At 75.2% G+C, this 16,889-nt stretch carries 14 protein-coding genes; 8 read left to right on the top strand and 6 right to left on the bottom strand.

The window, feature by feature from the left end; genetic code table 11:
• Positions 1-8: 8 nt before the first annotated feature.
• A complete protein-coding gene (locus tag AB0O82_RS25310; RefSeq protein WP_363586240.1) occupies positions 9-3,176 on the bottom strand; it encodes an amino acid adenylation domain-containing protein in 3,168 nt (1,055 codons plus the stop codon).
• Positions 3,177-3,623: 447 nt separating this feature from the next.
• The gene (locus tag AB0O82_RS25305) at positions 3,624-4,493 is read right to left on the bottom strand and encodes a helix-turn-helix transcriptional regulator (RefSeq protein WP_363586239.1); all 870 of its coding nucleotides are present in this window, start codon (positions 4,491-4,493) and stop codon (positions 3,624-3,626) included.
• Positions 4,494-4,607: 114 nt separating this feature from the next.
• Between AB0O82_RS25305 and AB0O82_RS25300 the strand changes: the two genes are divergently transcribed.
• Positions 4,608-6,194: an MFS transporter gene (locus tag AB0O82_RS25300; protein ID WP_363586238.1), complete on the top strand. Its 1,587-nt coding sequence runs from the start codon at positions 4,608-4,610 to the stop codon at positions 6,192-6,194.
• Between the two features lie 94 nt (positions 6,195-6,288).
• On the opposite strand, the gene lpdA is transcribed toward AB0O82_RS25300, so the two are convergent.
• Both lpdA and AB0O82_RS25290 read right to left on the bottom strand, forming a co-directional pair.
• A complete protein-coding gene (gene lpdA, locus AB0O82_RS25295; protein ID WP_363586237.1) occupies positions 6,289-7,695 on the bottom strand; it encodes a dihydrolipoyl dehydrogenase in 1,407 nt (468 codons plus the stop codon).
• 326 nt (positions 7,696-8,021) lie between these two features.
• On the bottom strand, positions 8,022-9,518 hold the full coding sequence (locus AB0O82_RS25290; RefSeq protein WP_363586286.1) for a M28 family peptidase: 1,497 nt from the start codon (positions 9,516-9,518) through the stop codon (positions 8,022-8,024).
• Between the two features lie 285 nt (positions 9,519-9,803).
• On the opposite strand from AB0O82_RS25290, the gene AB0O82_RS25285 reads away from it, so the two are divergent.
• Positions 9,804-9,983: an antitoxin gene (locus AB0O82_RS25285; protein ID WP_363586236.1), complete on the top strand. Its 180-nt coding sequence runs from the start codon at positions 9,804-9,806 to the stop codon at positions 9,981-9,983.
• A 162-nt stretch (positions 9,984-10,145) separates the two neighbouring features.
• On the opposite strand, the gene AB0O82_RS25280 is transcribed toward AB0O82_RS25285, so the two are convergent.
• Positions 10,146-10,337, bottom strand: coding sequence for a hypothetical protein (locus AB0O82_RS25280; protein WP_363586235.1), 192 nt, complete (start codon positions 10,335-10,337; stop codon positions 10,146-10,148).
• A gap of 75 nt (positions 10,338-10,412) precedes the next feature.
• Between AB0O82_RS25280 and AB0O82_RS25275 the strand changes: the two genes are divergently transcribed.
• Positions 10,413-11,033: a TetR/AcrR family transcriptional regulator gene (locus AB0O82_RS25275; RefSeq protein WP_363586234.1), complete on the top strand. Its 621-nt coding sequence runs from the start codon at positions 10,413-10,415 to the stop codon at positions 11,031-11,033.
• Here the strand turns inward: AB0O82_RS25275 and AB0O82_RS25270 are convergent.
• Entirely contained in the window at positions 11,020-11,547 is a 528-nt protein-coding gene (locus AB0O82_RS25270) for a DinB family protein (RefSeq protein WP_363586285.1), read from the bottom strand. The two genes, AB0O82_RS25275 and AB0O82_RS25270, sit on opposite strands and share 14 nt — an antisense overlap.
• Positions 11,548-12,601: 1,054 nt before the next feature.
• Between AB0O82_RS25270 and AB0O82_RS25265 the strand changes: the two genes are divergently transcribed.
• From AB0O82_RS25265 to AB0O82_RS25245, 5 genes are all read left to right on the top strand, one after another.
• A complete protein-coding gene (locus AB0O82_RS25265) occupies positions 12,602-13,138 on the top strand; it encodes a PadR family transcriptional regulator (protein ID WP_363586233.1) in 537 nt (178 codons plus the stop codon).
• 187 nt (positions 13,139-13,325) lie between these two features.
• A complete protein-coding gene (locus tag AB0O82_RS25260; RefSeq protein WP_363586232.1) occupies positions 13,326-14,195 on the top strand; it encodes a class I SAM-dependent methyltransferase in 870 nt (289 codons plus the stop codon).
• A 309-nt stretch (positions 14,196-14,504) separates the two neighbouring features.
• Entirely contained in the window at positions 14,505-15,389 is an 885-nt protein-coding gene (locus AB0O82_RS25255; protein WP_363586231.1) for an isocitrate lyase/PEP mutase family protein, read from the top strand.
• Positions 15,386-15,688: a hypothetical protein gene (locus tag AB0O82_RS25250; RefSeq protein WP_363586230.1), complete on the top strand. Its 303-nt coding sequence runs from the start codon at positions 15,386-15,388 to the stop codon at positions 15,686-15,688. The genes AB0O82_RS25255 and AB0O82_RS25250 overlap by 4 nt, the downstream gene beginning before the upstream one ends.
• Positions 15,685-16,755 (top strand): bile acid:sodium symporter family protein, encoded by a 1,071-nt coding sequence (locus AB0O82_RS25245; RefSeq protein WP_363586229.1) that lies wholly within the window; start codon positions 15,685-15,687, stop codon positions 16,753-16,755. Before AB0O82_RS25250 ends, AB0O82_RS25245 begins: the two co-directional genes overlap by 4 nt.
• Positions 16,756-16,889: the final 134 nt, after the last annotated feature.

Genomic DNA, 16,889 nt, shown 5'->3' with positions numbered 1-16,889 from the left:
GCCCGTGGTCAGCGGCGCTCGCGGACGGCCGCGGCGATCCCGGCCGGGGTCGAGGCGTCGAAGAACAGGTCGAAGTCGAGCTCCACCCCGAGCGCGGCGCGGATCCGCGCGGTGATCTGGATGATCGTCAGCGAGTGCCCACCGAACTCGAAGAGGTCGTCGTCCGGGCCGACCTCGGGCAGGCCCAGCACCTCGGACCAGATCGCCAGGACGGCTTCGGTGACGTCGTCGCGGACCTCCGCCACCACCGGGGCGGCACCGGGGGCGGCCGACGGCGGTCCGGCCGCGGGGGCCACGGGCGGCGGGGCGGGCAGGGCGCGGCGGTCGAGCTTGCCGTTCGGGGTGAGCGGCAGGCGGTCCAGCGCCACGAACCGCCGGGGCACCATGACGGCGGGCAGGGTGCGCAGCAGGTGGTCCCGCAGGTCGGCGGCGCCCGTCGGCCCTGCGCCGGGCGCCGGGACGTGGTAGCCGACCAGCCCGGGCTCCCCCGGGCTCTCCTCGTACACCGTGACGGCCGCCTGCGCGACCGCCGGGTGCTCCAGCAGCGCCGCCTCGATCTCGCCGGGTTCGATCCGGTGGCCGCGGATCTTGACCTGGTCGTCGGCCCGGCCGTGGAAGGCCAGTTCGCCGTCCTCGGTCCAGGCGGCGAGGTCGCCGGTGCGGTACATCCGGCGGCCGGCGGCCGGGGCGTCGGCGGACAGGCCCTCGACAGGCGGGGTGCCGGCGGGCGGGGCGTCGGCGAACGGGTCCGCGGTGAAGCGCTCGGCGGTCAGGTCGGGGCGGCCCCGGTAGCCCTCCGCGACCCCGTCGCCCCCGAGGTGGAGCTCGCCGGGCACCCCGACCGGCAGCGGCCGGTGGTCCGCGTCCAGGACGTACGCCCGGGTGTTGGCGATCGGCCGGCCGATCAGCACGGCCTCCGGCCCGGCCGGGACCTCCGCACAGGTGGACCAGATCGTCGTCTCGGTGGGCCCGTAGACGTTGAACAACCTGGCGACGCCGGCCCGCAGTTCACGGGCCAGCGGCAGCGGCAGCGCCTCGCCGCCGACCAGTGCGGTCAGCCCCGGCGGCAGCGCCCCGGCGCTGAGCAGCACCCGCCAGCCGGAGGGGGTCGCCTGCACGTGGGTCACGCCCTCGCGACGGACCAGGTCGCGCAGGCCCGGGGCGTCCAGGGCGGCGCCGTCCGGTGCGAGCACCAGGCGGCCTCCGGTGGTCAGCGGCAGCAGCAGTTCCAGGCCGGAGATGTCGAAGGAGAGCGAGGTCAGCCCGAGCCACACGTCGTGGGGCCCCGAGCCGAGCAGGTCGGCGAAGGAGGCCAGCAGGTTCACCAGCGCCCGGTGGCCGATCTCCACGCCCTTCGGCCGCCCGGTGGAGCCGGAGGTGTACAGCACGTAGGCGAGGGCGCCCCGCGTCGCCGCCGGGGCGGTGGTGGCCGCCGGTGCCGGGTGGTCCGTCCCGAGCCGGAGCACGGCCGGCGCCGCCGCCGCCAGTTCCAGGGCGGGTTCCCGGTCGGTGACCAGCAGCACGGCGCCGGAGTCGGCGAGCAGGTGCGCCAGTCGCTCGCCGGGATAGCCGGGATCGAGCGGCAGGTAGGCGGCCCCGGCGGCGTGCACGGCGAGCAGCACGGCCGGCAGGTCGGCGGAGCGGTCCAGGTGCAGGGCGACCAGGTCGCCCGCCGCGACCCCGGCCCCGCGCAGCACCGCCGCCAGTTCGTCGACCCGCGCCACCAGGTCCCGGTAGCTCAGCCGCCCGGTGGCGGCGCTGACGGCGGGGGCGTCCGGTGCCTCGGCGGCCCGCTCCCGCACCAGGTCCAGCACCGTGCGGTCGCTCGGGTAGGCGCGGGCGGTGGCGTTCCACCCGGTGGTCACCAGGCGCCGCTCGGCCTCGCCCAGCAGGGCGAGGTCTCCCAGCGGCGTCTCCGGCCGCGCCGTCGCGGCGTCGAGCAGCGCCCGGTAGTGCCCGGCGATGCGCTCGGCGGCGGCCGGCGGCAGGACCGCCGGGGCGTACTGGAGGGAGCAGTCCAGGGCGTCGGCGGTGTCGACCACCTGGAGGTGGAGCGTATTGCGGGCGGCGCCGTTGAACACGGCCCGGTCCACGCGCGCGGCACTGCCCGGGAACACCGGGTCGGCGCCCCGGGCGCGCCGGTACCCGAACGACACCGGGGCCAGGCCGACCCGGGCCGTCAGCCCGCCCACCGCCGCGCCGAACGGCACCGCCCGGAACGGGTACCCGGCGCGCGCCTCGGCGCGGACGGCCCGGGCGTAGCCCGCGAAGGAGTCCCGGACGCTCGTCCCGGACGGCGCGTGGACCGGCAGCTCGTTGACGAACAGCCCCGGCTCACCGGCCTGTTCCGGCGCCCGGACGGACAACGGCACGGAGACCGGGACGGCCTCGCCGCCGTAGCGCAGCAGCAGCCCGTGCAGCGCGGCGAGCAGGAACTCGAAGACAGTGACGCCGCTGCGCCCGGCCGCGTCGGCCAGCCGCGCCCGGGCCGGACCGTCCAGTCGCCAGCCGACCGACTCCCCCGGCCCCGCCGCCGTGACGGCCTGTCGCAGCCCGGGGAGCACCGGCGCCGTCGCGGCGGCCCAGCGCGGGCCGTACCAGTCGGCGGCCCGGCGCACCAGCTCCGGAGCCGGCGGGGCGGGCGAAGAAGGCGGGCAGGGCGGCGTGGCGGCCTCGACGTCGGCACAGGCCTCGGCACAGGCCTCGGCGTCGGCGTCGGCGTAGGCCTCGGCGAGGCCCGCGACCAGGACGTCCTTCGACTCCCCGTCGAACACCGCGTGGTGAACGACGATCAGCAGCTCCGCCGCTCCACCTCCGCGGCGGTAGAGGGTGAACCGCGCCGGCGGTCCGGCCGACAGGTCGAACGGCCGCGCCACCTCCTCGGCCAGCCGCTTCTCCAGGTCCTCCACGCGGTCCCCGGAGGCGTCGACCACCTCCAGGCCCGGGGCGGGCCCCCGCTCCAGCAGCACCTTGCCGTCGCGCTCCACGAACACCACGGACAGCGCGCTGTGACGGTCGGCCAGCGCGGACACCGCCCGGCCGAGCACCCCGGCGTCGACCCGGTCGAAGGAGATCCGGACGGGCATCTGGAACGCCCCGTGCACGGGCCCGAGTTGCTCGGTGAGCCAGATGCCCTGCTGGAAGGACGACGCGGACACGGGGAACGACTCAGGCATCTGCGGCTCGATTCGGCAGTCGGCGAAACGGTAGGGGCACGCGACCGGGCAGCGACGCTGCCGCCACGGATCCGCTGGTGACGCGGCCACCGAATACCGCCCGGCCCACCCCTGGCCGGCCGACCGGCCGCACCGGCCCCCACCCTCCCGGCCGCCCAGATCCCCCCTGCGCACGCCCGGGCCGGAGCCGGTCTTCTCCCCCGCGAAAAAGACCTTGGTCCAAACCTGCCGAGAGATTCGCAGAGAACCCACCCCTCGTCAAGGGTTCTCCACCCGCCCCACCAGGCGTCATGTACGCGCCCAGCCTGCGGAAATCCCGCCGTTCCGACTCCGTCCACGAGCCCGCCATGGACGGCGGGGCGACGACGGCGGCTCCGCGCCGGAGCGGATCAGGCCCGGAGCGGATCAGGCCCGGAGCGGATCAGGCCCGGGCCGGGCGGCCCCGGTTCACCTGCCCGGGGCGGCGGCCGCGAAGCCGCCGAGGAAGGCGAGCGCCTCCTCGGCCGGGCTCCCGGGGGCGGCCGTGTAGACGACCAGGAGGTGGCGCGCGGCGCCCGGCGCCTGGAAGGTCTCGTAGTCGAGCGTCACGTCGCCGACCACGGGATGCCGGAAGCGCTTGGGGCCGTGGGTCTTCTCGTGCACGTGGTGGCCGGCCCACAACCGGCGGAAGGCGGCGCTGCCGAGTGCCAGTTCGCCGATCAGGCGCACGAGTTCGGGATCGTGCGGCTGCCGGCCGGAGGCCATCCGCAGGATGCCGACGGTGGTGCACGCGGCGTCCTCCCAGTCGAGGTGGACGTCCGGCGCGCCCGGGTCGAGGAAGATCCGGCGGGCCAGGTTGCGTTCGCGCGGCGGGAGTTGGGGGAAGTCGGCGATCAGAGCGGCGGCCAGCCGGTTCCACGCCAGGACGTCGTTGCGGTCGTTCATGATCAGCGCGGGGGTGGTCGGCATCGCCTCCACGACCCGACGCAGGGCGGGGCGCAGGGCGTCGCCGTCCCCTCCGGCGCCCGCCGCCCTGGCCGCCGAGCGGCGGGGCGGGCGGGCCAGGTCGTACAGGTGGGCGCGCTCGGCGGGGCCGAGCCGCAGGGCGCGGCCGAGCGCGTCGAGCACCTCGTCGGACGGGCGCTCGGCGCGGCCCTGTTCCAGCCGGACGTAGTAGTCGGTGCTGAGGCCGACCAGTTCGGCGACCTCCTCGCGCCGCAGGCCGGGCACCCGGCGGCGTCCGGTCGGCGGCAGCCCCGCCTGCGCGGGTGACACCAGCGCCCGCCGGGTGCGCAGGTAGTCGCCGAGGCTGGCGGCGAGCGTGATCGGTTCGGCCATGCGTTCCAGTATGGGGCGCCCGGCCGGGGGTGCGGGGGCCGGAGGGTGGCCCTGTCACACCCAGGGAACGGGGCTCTCTTCACCCGGCGGCGGCGCCCGCGAACGATCGGGGCCATGACTGTTTCTCCCCGCCTCGACGACGCCCGTCCCGAAGGCGCCCGTCCCGAAGACGCCCGCCGCGCCGCGCCGCCCCGGACCGAGCACCCGTCGGGCACGGCCGCTCCCCCACCGCGTACCGACGGCGGTCCGGGCGGCTACTGGGCGACCGTCACCGCCGTCGGCTGCGCCAGCATGATGCTGCCGTTCTCGGTGACCGGGGCCGCCGTGGCGCTGCCCAGCATGACCGCGCGGCTGGGCTCCTCGGTGGGCGCCGCCCAGTGGATGCTGAACGCCTTCAACCTCACCTTCGCCGCCCTGCCGCTGGCGGCCGGCGGCCTCGCGGACCGGATCGGCCGGCGGCGCGTGCTGCTGTCGGGGATCGCGCTGGTCGGCGCGCTGTCCGCGGTGGTGGCGCTCGCGCCGTCGATGGCCGTGGCCGACGCCGCCCGGGCGGTGCAGGGGTGCGGGGCGGCCGCCGTGCTGGCGGCGGGCGCGGCGGTCCTGGCCCAGTCCACCTCCGGGCGGCGCCGACGGCTCGCCTTCGGGATCCTCGGCACCTCCTTCGGCACCGGCCTGGCGATCGGGCCGCCGGCCGCCGGCCTGCTGGTGGAGGCGGCCGGCTGGCGGTCGGTCTTCCTGCTCGTCGCCGTCCTGGCCCTGCCCGCGTGGCTGTGCGCCACCCGGGCCCCGGAGTCCCGCAACCCGGACCACCCCGGGATCGACCTGCCCGGGGTGGTCTGCTTCACCGGCGGGCTCGCCGCGCTGTCGTACGCGCTCGTGCAGGCCGGCACCGCCGGCTGGACGGCGCCGGGCACGCTGCTGCCGCTGGCGGGCGCGGTGCTGCTGCTGGTCCTGTTCGCCGGGGTGGAGGTCCGCCGGGCCGGGCGCGCCATGGTCGACGTCCGGCTGTTCCGCAGGCCCGAGTTCCTCGCCGTGGTGTGCCAGCCGTTCACCGTCACCCTGGGGTTCGTCGTGCTGCTGGTCTACCTCCCGGCCTACCTCCAGGGCGTGGGCGGCAGGAGCGTCCTGACCAGCGGTCTGCTCCTGCTGCCGATGACGGCGCCCGTCCTCCTGCTGCCGTTGGTGGCCGGGCGCCTCGCCGCCGCCGTCTCCGTCCGGGCGGTGCTGACCGCCGCCTCCGCGCTGATCGCGGCGGGCTCCCTGCTGCTGGTGACGGTGCGCGGCGACGGGTCGTGGCTCGCGCTGGCGGTGCCGCTGCTGCCGTTCGGGGCCGGGGTCGGACTGGCCTTCGGGGTGATGGACGACGCGGCCGTCGGGACCGTCCCCGCCGAGCACGCCGGGGCCGCCGCGGGCGTCTTCAACACGATGCGGATCACCGGGGAGTCCGTGGCCGTCTCCGGGGCCGCCGCGCTGCTCAGCACGCTGACCGCCGCGCACCTGGGCGGCAGCGGCCTCGCCGCCGACGAGGCGGCGCAGCTCGCGGGGCAGGCCGTCCAGGGCAGGGTGGCCGCGGCGCACCAGGCCGCTCTGGCCGCCGGGTTCACCGACGCCCTGCACGTCCTCGGGCTGGTCCTCGCCGCGCTGTCCGCCCTCGGCGCGGTGCTCACCTACCTCGCCCTGGCGCCGGACGAGTCGGCCTGACCTGCCGTCGGAGCCGGTGCCGGGCCCGGGGCCGCCGGAACACGGCAGGGCCCGCCCGGGAGGTCGGGCGGGCCCTGCCGTCATGCGGTGCGCGTCACATGTTGATCATGTGGCCGGCGAGGCCGTGGATGGCCTCCTTGACCGCCTCGCCGAGGGTGGGGTGGGCGTGCACGTTGCGGGCCACCTCATGGACGGTGAGGTCCCACTGCTGGGCCAGGGTCAGCTCGGGCAGCAGCTCGGTGACCTCGGGGCCGATCAGGTGGGCGCCGAGCAGCTCGCCGTGCTTGGCGTCGCTGATGACCTTGACGAAGCCGATCGGGTGACCGAGGCCGTGCGCCTTGCCGTTGGCGGTGAACGGGAACTTGGCGACCTTGACGTCGTGGCCCAGCTCGCGGGCCTGCGCCTCGGTGTAGCCGAAGGAGGCGATCTGCGGCTGGCAGTAGGTGGCGCGCGGGATCATGGCGAAGTCGACCTCCATGGTCTCCGCCCCGCCGATGGTCTCGGCGGCGATCACGGCCATCGTCTCGGCGGCGTGCGCGAGCATCAGCTTGGCCGTCACGTCGCCGATCGCGAAGATGTGCCCGGCGCTGGTACGGCCGCGGCCGTCCACCGCGATGGCGCCGCGGTCGGTCAGCTTGACGCCCGCGTTCTCCAGGCCGTAGCCGTTGACGCGCGGCGCGAAGCCGATCGCCTGGAGCACCTTGTCGGCCTCCAGCACCTGCTGCCGGCCGTCCCTGGTGACGGTGACCTTGACCTTGGCGTTCGGGTCGCTGTCGTCAATCGACTCGACCCGGGTGGAGGTGAGCACCTCGATGCCGAGCTTGCGGTACTGCTTGGCCAGTTCGGTGGAGACCTCGACGTCCTCCAGCGGCACCACGCGGTCCAGGAACTCGACGATGGTGACCTTCACGCCGTAGTTGTGCAGCACGTACGCGAACTCGACGCCGATCGCGCCGGCGCCCGCGATGATGATGCTCTCCGGCAGCTGCTCGGTGAGGATCTGCTCCTCGTAGGTGACCACCCGGTCGCTCAGGCTGGTGCCGGGCAGCAGCCGGGTGGTGGCACCGGTGGCGATGACGCAGTGGTCGAAGGTGACGACGTCGAAGCCGCCGCCGCTGAGCGCGACCTGGAGGGTGTGGTCGTCGACGAAGGTGCCCCAGCCGTCGTACTCGGTGATGCCGTTCTTCTTCATCAGGTAGTGGACGCCCTTGACCCGGCCGTCGGCCACCGAGCGGCTGCGGCGGAAGGCCTCGCCGAAGTCGAAGGTCACCTGGCCCTCGACCTTGATGCCGAAGGTCTTGGCCTCCTTGGTGAAGATGTGGGCGAGCTCGGCGTTGCGCAGCAGGGCCTTGGAGGGGATGCAGCCGACGTTCAGGCAGACGCCGCCCCAGTACTTGGCCTCGATGACCGCGGTCTTCAGGCCGAGCTGAGCGGAGCGGACGGCGGCGGTGTAGCCGCCGGGGCCGGCGCCGAGGACGACGACGTCGTAGTGCGTGCTCATGTTGCTGACTCCTCCGAGGGTGTCACGGTCCCGTGATCTCGGTCCCATGGTGTCAGGACCGGGTTCGACGCACCCACCGGGTCTCGGCGGATGCGCTCCGCGCGGCACCGTACCCGGCCCGGGGCCGGATTGTCAGTGTCCTCGGCTACGGTGCTCGCAACCTCGCCGGGCAGGGGCGGGGCCCGGGGGAGGTCCGGGGCGGGGCCCGGGCCGGGGCTCGGAGGTGCGAGCGGGAGGAGGGGCCGAATGGCGGACGAGCGCGGCGGAGCCGGCGGGTGGGACGGGTGGGCCCGCCGCCCGAGGACGGCAGCGGGCCCACCCGGGCGTCAGGCCGTCACCTCGTGGGCGTGGCCCCCGCTCATACCGCCGCCGCCCGCCTGGCCGGCGGGGCGCTGCGGCGGCACGGGCCGGTTCAGCGAGGAGAGGTCCCAGGCGTAGGTGCCGACGGCATGGGCGATCACGTCGATGTTGACGTCGAAGGCGTCCATGTCGATGTTCTTCAAGCCGTCGCAGGCCTTGTGGTAGCAGGCGTCGAAGGCCACGCCCGCCGTGCCGCCGTAACGGCCCTCCTGCGCCGACGACTTGACCACCTCGGCGCCGGTGTCGGTGCCGCCGGCCGGGATGCCCGCGTCGATGAACGGGCCGTAGTCGGAGCGGCCGTCGAAGGCGGTCGGCTCGTGCGGCAGGCCCCGGCCGTCCAGGTAGCCGGTGAGGTCCCGCTCGATCTGCGCCGAGCCCTCGGGGCCGGCGCCGCCGCCGGTGCTGCCCGAGCCGTCGTAGACGAACTGCGCGTAGTTGGGAGAGGCGATCATGTCGAAGTTGAGGTAGAGCCTGATCTTCTTCCGGTCCGCCTCGGAGAGCGACTTCACGTAGGCCTCCGAGCCCTTGAGGCCGAACTCCTCGGCGGACCACCAGGCGAACCTGACCTTGTTCTTCACCGGGTGGACGGTCAGGTTGCGCGCGACCTCCAGGATGCCCGCCGCACCGGAGCCGTTGTCGTTGATGCCGGGCCCGGCCGCGACGGAGTCCAGGTGCGCCCCGACCATCACGGTGTCGGCCGGGTCGCCGCCCCTGGTCTCGGCGATGACGTTCCAGGTCTTGCGCGGCTCCATGACGGTGCGGATGTCGAGGTTCAGCCGGACCTGGCCGGCGGCGGCCTTCGCGGCCAGCGCCTCCCCGGCGGCCCGGGTGATCCCGCCGACGGGGATCCTGCCGGCCGCGGGGTCCCCGAGGGTGCCGTTGAGGTCGCCGTCGGTGTTGTTGTAGATGATCGCGCCCACCGCGCCGACCGTCGCGGCCGCGGCCTGCTTGACGGCGAAGCCGCAGCCGCCGCGCTGGATCAGCGCGATCCGGCCGGTGAACGCGCCGGCCGGGTAGTCGGTGGGCGCGCAGCCGGTCGTGGCGCTGACCGGGGCGACCGCCAGGTCGGCGGTCAGGCCCGCGTCCGGACCGCCGAGCGAGTACGTCATGGCGGTCAGCGGGATGCTCTCGGCCTGCGGGGACAGCACCTGCAGCCGCTCCGAGCGGGCCTCGAAGAAGGTGTACTCGAACTCCTGCCGGGACACCTTCAGCCCGGCCCGGCGGGCCTGCTCGTAGACGTAGCGCGCGGACTCGTCGTGCCCCTTCGAACCGGCCACCCGGGTACCGCCGTTGCGGTCGGCGATCCGCTGGAGCGCGGCCAGGGTGTCGTGGGCGCTCTCGGCGTCGGCGGCATCGACCAGGCGCGCGGCGAGCCTCTCGCCTCTGCGCACCGGGTCCGGGTCGGCGGCCGCGCCACCGGCCCCGGCCAGCAGCAGCGGGGCGGCCAGGGCGGCGACGGTCAGTACGGCGCCCGCGCTCCGGACGGTGGCAGTGCGCGGGCGCTGGTCCCGGCGCTGCTGGTGCGGTATCGGGGTGGACTGGTCGAGCGGGCTGGTCGGGCGGAGGGGCAGGGAGATCGGGCGGCGGGCTCGGGGCTTCAAGGCGACTCCTTCCGGCGGTCCGTGAACTCCCGATTTGACATGACCGGCATCACGTTGCCAAGGCCGCCGCGCGGCCGCGGGATGCGGACGGCGGCGGAGGCGGTGATCCTGGAGGGGTGGGGCCGTCTCTTCCAGGAGCGTGACCAGATGTCCATGTTGGATAAGCTCAAGGGCCTGCTGAAGGGCCACGAGGACCAGGCCGACAGGGCCGTCGACAAGGCGGGGGACGCCGTCGACGAGCGCACCCAGGGCAAGTACAGCAGCCAGGTGGACTCCGCCCAGGAGCAGGCGAAGAACCAGTTCCGCGACCAGCCGCCGCAGCAGTAGACCGAACCCCGCCGTACGCCTGCGGCCCCGGTCAGGCCCGCCCGGCCGCACCGGGGCCCAGCTGTTCCGGGCCGTCGTTCGGCTGTTCCGAGCCGGGGTTCAGGCGTTGCGGGTCAGCGTTCAGCCCTTCCGGGCCGGGGCCGATCCGTCCTGGACCTGCGGTCAGCCGTCCCGCTCCGGCGCGGCCTCGGCCGCGGGCTGCCGGGCTCCTGCCTCGCCGCCCGTGCCGCCAGTGCCGTCCGCGCTCCCGGCCCCGCAGTTCTCGCACGGTTGCGGCCCTGGCCGCTCGCGCAGGCGCCCGCACTCCGGGCACACCCGGTCCAGCCAGCAGGCCGCCTCTCCGCCTTCGTCCATGCCTCCGAATTCTGCCCGGAGCGCCCGCACCGACGAGAGTAGACACTGTCTACAGCAGCCTGGTAGACAAGGCCCATGACCGATCAGGACAAGGACCTGCGCGCACGCCTGGTGGCCGCCGGCGTCGAACTGGTGACCAGGGAGGGCGTCCACGCCCTCGGTCTGCGCGAGATCGCCCGGCAGGCGGGGGTCTCGCACGGAGCCCCCCGCCGCCACTTCCCCACCCACCGCGAACTGCTCGCCGCCATCGCGCGGCACGGGTTCGGCAGGCTCACCGACACCCTGGCCGGCGCCGACGCGATGGCCGCCACCACCGACGCGGCCCCCCGCACCCGGCTCGACGCGCTCGCCCGCGCCTACCTCGGCTTCGCGGCGGCCAACCCCGGCATGTTCGAGCTGATGTTCCGTCACGACCTGCTGGAGGGCAGCGGAGCCGAGCTGCGGCACACCACCCTGCCGATGTTCCACACCGTCGCCCGCCTGGTCGGCGAGGCCCGCCCGGAGTCCACCGATCCCGGACCGGCGGCCGCCGCGCTGTGGGCGAACCTGCACGGCCTGGCCCAACTGCGCGCCTGGGGCAGCCTGCGGCTCATCACCGGCGGCGAGGACGTCGAACCGCTGCTGCGCGCCGCCCTGGACGCCCACCTCGGCCCGGCTCCCGAGGCCCTCCCCCGGGGAGCCGTCACACGCCGGTGAGGCCGTCGATGCTCTCCCGGAGCAGGTCCGCGTGGCCGTTGTGGCGGGCGTACTCCTCGATCAGGTGCACCAGGATCCAGCGCAGCGAGACCGTCTCCGAGCCGAACACGGCCGCCGCCCGCTCGGAGAGGCGTCCGGTGTCCTCCAGCGCCGCCGCGGCGGCCAGTTCGCGGCCCTGCTCGACCTCCGCCCGCCAGTCGGCCAACGCCTCGGGCATCCCCCGGTCCGGGGTGAGCGCGTAGCCGCCCTCGCCGTCCGCGCCGTACAGCGGCGGCGCTTCCCGGCCGGCCAGCACCCGCTGGTACCAGGTGCGTTCGACCTCGGCGAGGTGCTGGACCAGGCCCAGCAGCGTCATCGTCGACGGCGGGACGGCCGCCAGCCGGACCTGCTGGTCGTCGAGTCCGGCGACCTTCTGCACAAGAGTCACCCGATGGAACTCCAACCAGCCTTCCAGCATGGCGCGTTCGTCTGCGTGCGGGGACGGCAGCGGCCGCCCGTCGAGTGTCGGTCCCATGGCTTCCACTGTGGCACAGCCGGGCGACCGGAGTCGATCATCCGACCGGCTTCGGGGCCGGTCGCCCTGGTCCGCCAACGGCGCGGGCCGCAGGGGCCCGCGCCGGGCCAGGAGAAGCAGCAGGCCGAGCTGCACGGCCGCACCCACGGCCGGCCCCGCCCACACCCCGGTCACCCCGAGCGGCCCCGACAGGGCCGCGGAGGTGGCGAGTTGGGCGCCCGGGCCGAGCGGCACGGAGAGCACCAGCGGCCAGCCGGCGCCCGCCGCCTGGCGCACCCCGCCGAGGGCGACCACCAGCGCGTACGGGAGCAGGTGGAGCACCGCCATCCGCAGGAAGCCGACGGACTGCACGGCCGCCACCGGGTCGTCGGTGAACAGCGCGGTCAGCGGGACGGCGAGCGTCGGGGACAGCGCCGCCGCGACGGCGCCGAGGAGCGCGGCGAGGCGTCCGGTGGCGCGGTGCAGCGCGCCCGGCGCGGTGGCGCGGTGCAACGCCCAGCGCGGTGGCGCGGTGGCGCGGCCCGCGCCGCAGAGGCGGGCGGCCTCGATCGCGGCGGCCTGCCGGAGTGCGTAGAACGCCATGGTGACGACCAGCAAGGCCCGGTAGCCGATGCCGTACCCGGCCACCGCCGCGACGCCGAAGCCCTCGACCAGGGCGAGTGGCGAGTTGGGCCGTGCCGACGGCCATCCGGGCGGTGAAGTCCAGGCCGAACGGCGCTCCCGCGCGGACGATCCGGCCCGCCGCCGCGCCGGTTCCCCGGCGGGTGCGGGCAGCCGTGGCCCCAACCGCAGGGTGACGGCGGCGACCGCCCCGCCGAGGCCGGCCACCCAGAAGGTGCCGATCACCGAGACGATCACGCCGGACAGCAGTTCGGCGTAGACCGGTCCGGCCAGCGCGGCCAGTCGTCGCGACGGACGCCCGCGCATGCTTCCTCCCCCGTTCCGCCGCCCGCCGGCGGCATGTCTCGAATAGAGATATATCTTATCGAGGCACATCGACAAGAGGTAACATGGGGCGCGCCACAGGGCGCACTCCGACGAAAGGGCTTCGACCGTGCTGACCCTCGCGATCCTCGGCTTCCTGTACGACCAGCCGCTGCACGGCTACCAGCTCAAGTCCCGGATCACCGGCCTCACCGGCCACGTCCGGCCGGTCAGCGACGGCGCGCTCTACCCCGCCATCGCCAGACTGGAGAAGGCCGGACTGCTGCGCCGCCGCACCGAGCCGGGCAGCGGGGCCGCACCGCGCCAGACGCTGGAGCTCACCGAGGAGGGCCGGACCGAACTGCGGCGCCGGCTGGCCGACCCGGAGCAGGCCGAGATCACCGACCAGATCCGCTTCTTCGCGCACGCCGCCTTCCTCCACCACCTCGCCGACCCGCCCGCGCAGGCGGCCGTGCTCCGGCGCCGGCTGGCGTTCCTGGACGAGCCGAGCAGCTTCTCCTACGACGGTGAGGGCCGCGCGGTCACCGCCGAGCTGGAGCCGAACCCCTTCCGGCGCGGCATGCTGCTGGTCGCCCGGGCCTCCACGGCGGCCGAGCGGGCCTGGCTGGCGGAGACCATCGCCGAGCTGGACGGCCCGGCGCACTGACCCGTGAGGCCGGGGACGCGACCCGGCGCGCGCCTTCGCACAGCAGCGCGAACGCGCGAAATCGCGCCGTTCCGAGCCGGCTCCCAGTCGGCCTCCGCGTCGCTATGATGATCGGCCTCACGTCCACGGCGTCCCCTCCGCGGCGTGAACCCGCCACCGCGCCCCGCCCGCCCTCCTGGAGGCCGCCGTGCCCACCGCCGAGACCGCAGCCACCCGCCCCGCGCCACTGACCCGGGACGACATCCCCGGCTGGTTCTTCCGTCTCGACCGGGCGGCCTTCGGCCACCTGCTGGCGGCCCAGACCACGGCGGGCGCCACCGGCGACATCCTCGAACTCGGCAGCTACCTCGGCCGCAGCGCCGTCCTGCTCGGCGACCACCTCCAGACCGGCGAGCGGCTGACCGTCTGCGACCTGTTCGACTCCGAGGCGGGCGACGCGGACAACGCCGCCGAGATGGCGATGTCCTACCGCAAGACCCTCACCCGGAGCGCCTTCGAGGCCAACTACCTCGCCTTCCACGGCGAGTTGCCGGAGATCGTGCAGGCGCCCACCTCGGTGCTGGCCGACGGCCGGATCCCGGCCGGGAGCTGCCGCTTCGTCCACGTCGACGCCTCCCACCTGTACGAGCACGTCGCCGGGGACATCGCAGTGACCAGGGCGGCGCTCGCCGAGAACGGCGTCGTGGCGCTGGACGACTACCGCTCGGAACACACCCCCGGCGTGTCGGCGGCGGTCTGGGAGGCGGTCTTCACCGGCGGCCTGCGGCCGGTGCTGCTCACCCCGATGAAGTTCTACGGCACCTGGGGCGACGCCGCGGCCGTCCGGCAGGTCCTGCTCGCCCGCGACTGGCGGGCCGAGGGCTACACGGTGGACGACGACACCATCGCCGGGGAGCCGGTGCTGCGGCTCAACTACCAGGTCAAGGCCCCCGTCCAGCAGTCCACCTCGCGCCGGCTGGCGCTGGACCTGCTGCCGCCGGTCGCCACCCGGGCGACCCGCCGGGTGCTCCGGACGCTGCGCGAACGCCGCGCCGTCCGCCCCGTTCCGGCGTCCTGACGCTCCGGCGCGCCGACGCGCGCCCGCAACTCCCCCGCCACGGCCACGGCTACGGCTACGCGCCCATCGCCGGGGGCGCGGGATTCTCCGGCGGCCGGGCCCGACCGGACCAGGGCGGTGGCGTGGATCTTCCACGCCACCGCCCTTTTCATATGTCTGACATATCTTCAATTCAACGCCTCACTCGAATGAGTGAATCTCCCTTAAAGATTTGCCCACGGAACGTTAAAGGTCGCATAGTGATGGAGCCTCAGTTGGGTCTAGGGAAGACCAAGTTCAGGCAAAGCCACCGCGAGTGAGGAGAAGGCCTTGTTCCACGGAACCACGGCGTCGGGCCACGGGCAGCGGCTCCGCGAGGAGATCACGAGCCCGGGAGCCACGCCCCTCATCGGCGTCTACGACATGTACTCGGCCTCCATCGCGGCCGAGCACTACAACGGCATGTTCGTCTCCGGATTCGGCTTCGCCGCCTCCTACTACGGCCTGCCCGACATCGGATTCATCGCCTGGCCGGACATGGTCGGCTTCGTCGAACGGCTGCGCGGCGCCTTCCCCCGGCACCATCTCCTGGTCGACATCGACGACGGCTACGTCGATCCCGAGGTCGCCTGCCACGTCGTGCGCAGGCTCGAACGCATCGGCGCGTCCGGCGTCATCCTGGAGGACCAGAAACGGCCGCGCCGCTGCGGCCACGCCGACGGCAAACAGGTCCTCCCGCTGGAGGAGTACCTGGAGAAGCTGGACCTCGTCCTCGCCAACCGGACGGACCTCCTGGTGGTCGCCCGCACCGACGCCACCGAGGAGGACGACATCCTGCGCCGCGCCCGAGCCCTCGCCGCCACCGACGCCGACGTGGTGCTGGTCGACGGGGTGCGCAGCGAGGACTGGATCCGGCGGATCCGGCGGGTCGTCGGCGACAAGCCGCTGCTGTTCAACCAGATCGCCGGCGGCAAGTCCCCCCGGTTGTCGCTCTCCGAGCTGACCGAGCTGGGGGTGGACGTCGCGATCTACAGCACGCCCTGCCTGTTCGCGGCCCACCGGGCGATGGACGAGGCGCTGGCCGGGCTGAAGGTGGCCGACGGGCGGCTGCCGGCCGGCGCCGGGGAGAGCCGGCAGATCGGCGTGCGGGAGTCCACCGAACTGCTGGAGCGGAACATCGCGCGCTCACGCCCGCTCACGGGGGTGACGGTGTGACGGCCGGGCTGCGCGGTCCCGCCCCGCCCCCGGCGGCCGCCGTCCTGCGGGCCACCGCGCTGGGGCTGGCCGGGGCGTGCGGCCTGCTCGCCGGCGCGGCGGCGCCCGCGGCGGCGGGCGGGGGGCTGATCACGCTCGTCGACAACTCCAACGCCGATTCCTGGGTGGAGATCGACCGCACGGCCAACGTCCAGAACGGCAGCGGCTCGGCGGGCAGCGACCACGACGGCGCCGGGTCCCTGGTGGGCGGCCTGCTCGGGTCCGGCCCGGGCGGGGCGGCGATCGGGGGTGGCCGATGACCGACGACACCGCCCGCCGGGGCCGGCGGCGCGGGCCGCGGCCGCGCCGGTTCGACCCGTACCTGGTCGCGCTCGCCGGGGCGGTCGGCCTGGCCGCCCTGTTCCCGGCCACCGGGGGCTCGGCGCGGGTGGCGGCCGTGGCCTGCAACCTGGCGGTGGCGCTGCTGTTCTTCCTCTACGGCGCCCGGCTCTCCGCCCGCGAGACGCTGGCCGGGCTGCGCCACCTGCGGCTGCACGGGCTGGTGCTCGCCGCCACCTTCGGCCTCTTCCCGCTGCTCGGGGCGGCCACCGCACTACTCACGCCCGTCCCGCTCAGTGGGCAGTTGCAGACCGGGGTGCTGTTCCTCTGCCTGCTCCCGTCGACGGTGCAGTCCTCGGTGGCGCTGACCGGCACCGCCGGGGGCAGCGTCCCGGCGGCGATCTGCGCCGGGACGTACTCCAGTCTGGCCGGGCTGCTGCTGACCCCGCTGCTGGCGGCCTGGCTCCTGGACGTGCACACGGCGCTGTCGGCCGAGGGGCTGCTGCGGATCGGGGCCCAGTTGCTCGCGCCGTTCCTGCTCGGGCAGGTGCTGCGGCCGTGGATCGGTGCCTTCCTCGCCCGGCACAGACGGGTGCTGACGCCGGTGGATCGGGGCTCGATCCTGCTCGTCGTCTACACCGCGTTCAGCGCGGCGACGGCCCAGGGCAGCTGGGGCCTGGCCACCCCGGGCGCCCTGCTCGGCCTGCTCGCGGTGCTGCTCGCCCTGCTGGCCGCCGCGCTCGCGGTCACCGGGCTCGGCGCACGGCTGCTGGGGCTCGACCGGCCGGCCACCATCGCGGCGGTGCTGTGCGGCTCGCAGAAGAGCCTGGCGAACGGCCTGCCGATGGCCACCGTGCTCTTCGGGCCCCAGGCCGGGCTGCTGGTCCTGCCGCTGATGGCGTATCACCAGCTCCAGCTGGTGGCCGGCACCGTGCTCGCCGGCCGTTGGGCCCGCGCGCCGGACACCACACCCGCCGGGCAGGCCCCGCCCGCCGATCGGGTACCGGGCGCGCTCACGGGGCCGGGCGGGCCGCCCGTTCCCGGGTGAGCCGACGCCTGGGGCAGGTGCCTGGGCCCGACGTCTGGACTCGACGTCTGGGGCCAGCGCCTGGGGCCGGACGGCGGCTGCCGGCCGCGGGGGGCGCCCCCCCCGCCCCCCCCGCCCCCCCCCCGCCCGCGCCC

Origin of the sequence: Kitasatospora sp. NPDC088264 (genome assembly GCF_040685715.1) — a bacterium.
In the GTDB taxonomy this organism is placed as follows: domain Bacteria; phylum Actinomycetota; class Actinomycetes; order Streptomycetales; family Streptomycetaceae; genus Kitasatospora.
The sequence above is the reverse complement of the archived record's forward strand: the minus strand, read 5'-3'. Positions and strand labels throughout refer to the sequence as shown.

What these genes read in the sequence shown, in the direction of transcription:
- AB0O82_RS25310 (WP_363586240.1), bottom strand. Translation starts at nt 3,176, where the DNA reads ATGCCTGAGTCGTTCCCCGTGTCCGCGTCGTCCTTCCAGCAGGGCATC.
- AB0O82_RS25305 (WP_363586239.1), bottom strand. Translation starts at nt 4,493, where the DNA reads ATGGCCGAACCGATCACGCTCGCCGCCAGCCTCGGCGACTACCTGCGC.
- AB0O82_RS25300 (WP_363586238.1), top strand. Translation starts at nt 4,608, where the DNA reads ATGACTGTTTCTCCCCGCCTCGACGACGCCCGTCCCGAAGGCGCCCGT.
- lpdA (WP_363586237.1), bottom strand. Translation starts at nt 7,695, where the DNA reads ATGAGCACGCACTACGACGTCGTCGTCCTCGGCGCCGGCCCCGGCGGC.
- AB0O82_RS25285 (WP_363586236.1), top strand. Translation starts at nt 9,804, where the DNA reads ATGTCCATGTTGGATAAGCTCAAGGGCCTGCTGAAGGGCCACGAGGAC.
- AB0O82_RS25280 (WP_363586235.1), bottom strand. Translation starts at nt 10,337, where the DNA reads ATGGACGAAGGCGGAGAGGCGGCCTGCTGGCTGGACCGGGTGTGCCCG.
- AB0O82_RS25275 (WP_363586234.1), top strand. Translation starts at nt 10,413, where the DNA reads ATGACCGATCAGGACAAGGACCTGCGCGCACGCCTGGTGGCCGCCGGC.
- AB0O82_RS25270 (WP_363586285.1), bottom strand. Translation starts at nt 11,547, where the DNA reads ATGGGACCGACACTCGACGGGCGGCCGCTGCCGTCCCCGCACGCAGAC.
- AB0O82_RS25245 (WP_363586229.1), top strand. Translation starts at nt 15,685, where the DNA reads ATGACCGACGACACCGCCCGCCGGGGCCGGCGGCGCGGGCCGCGGCCG.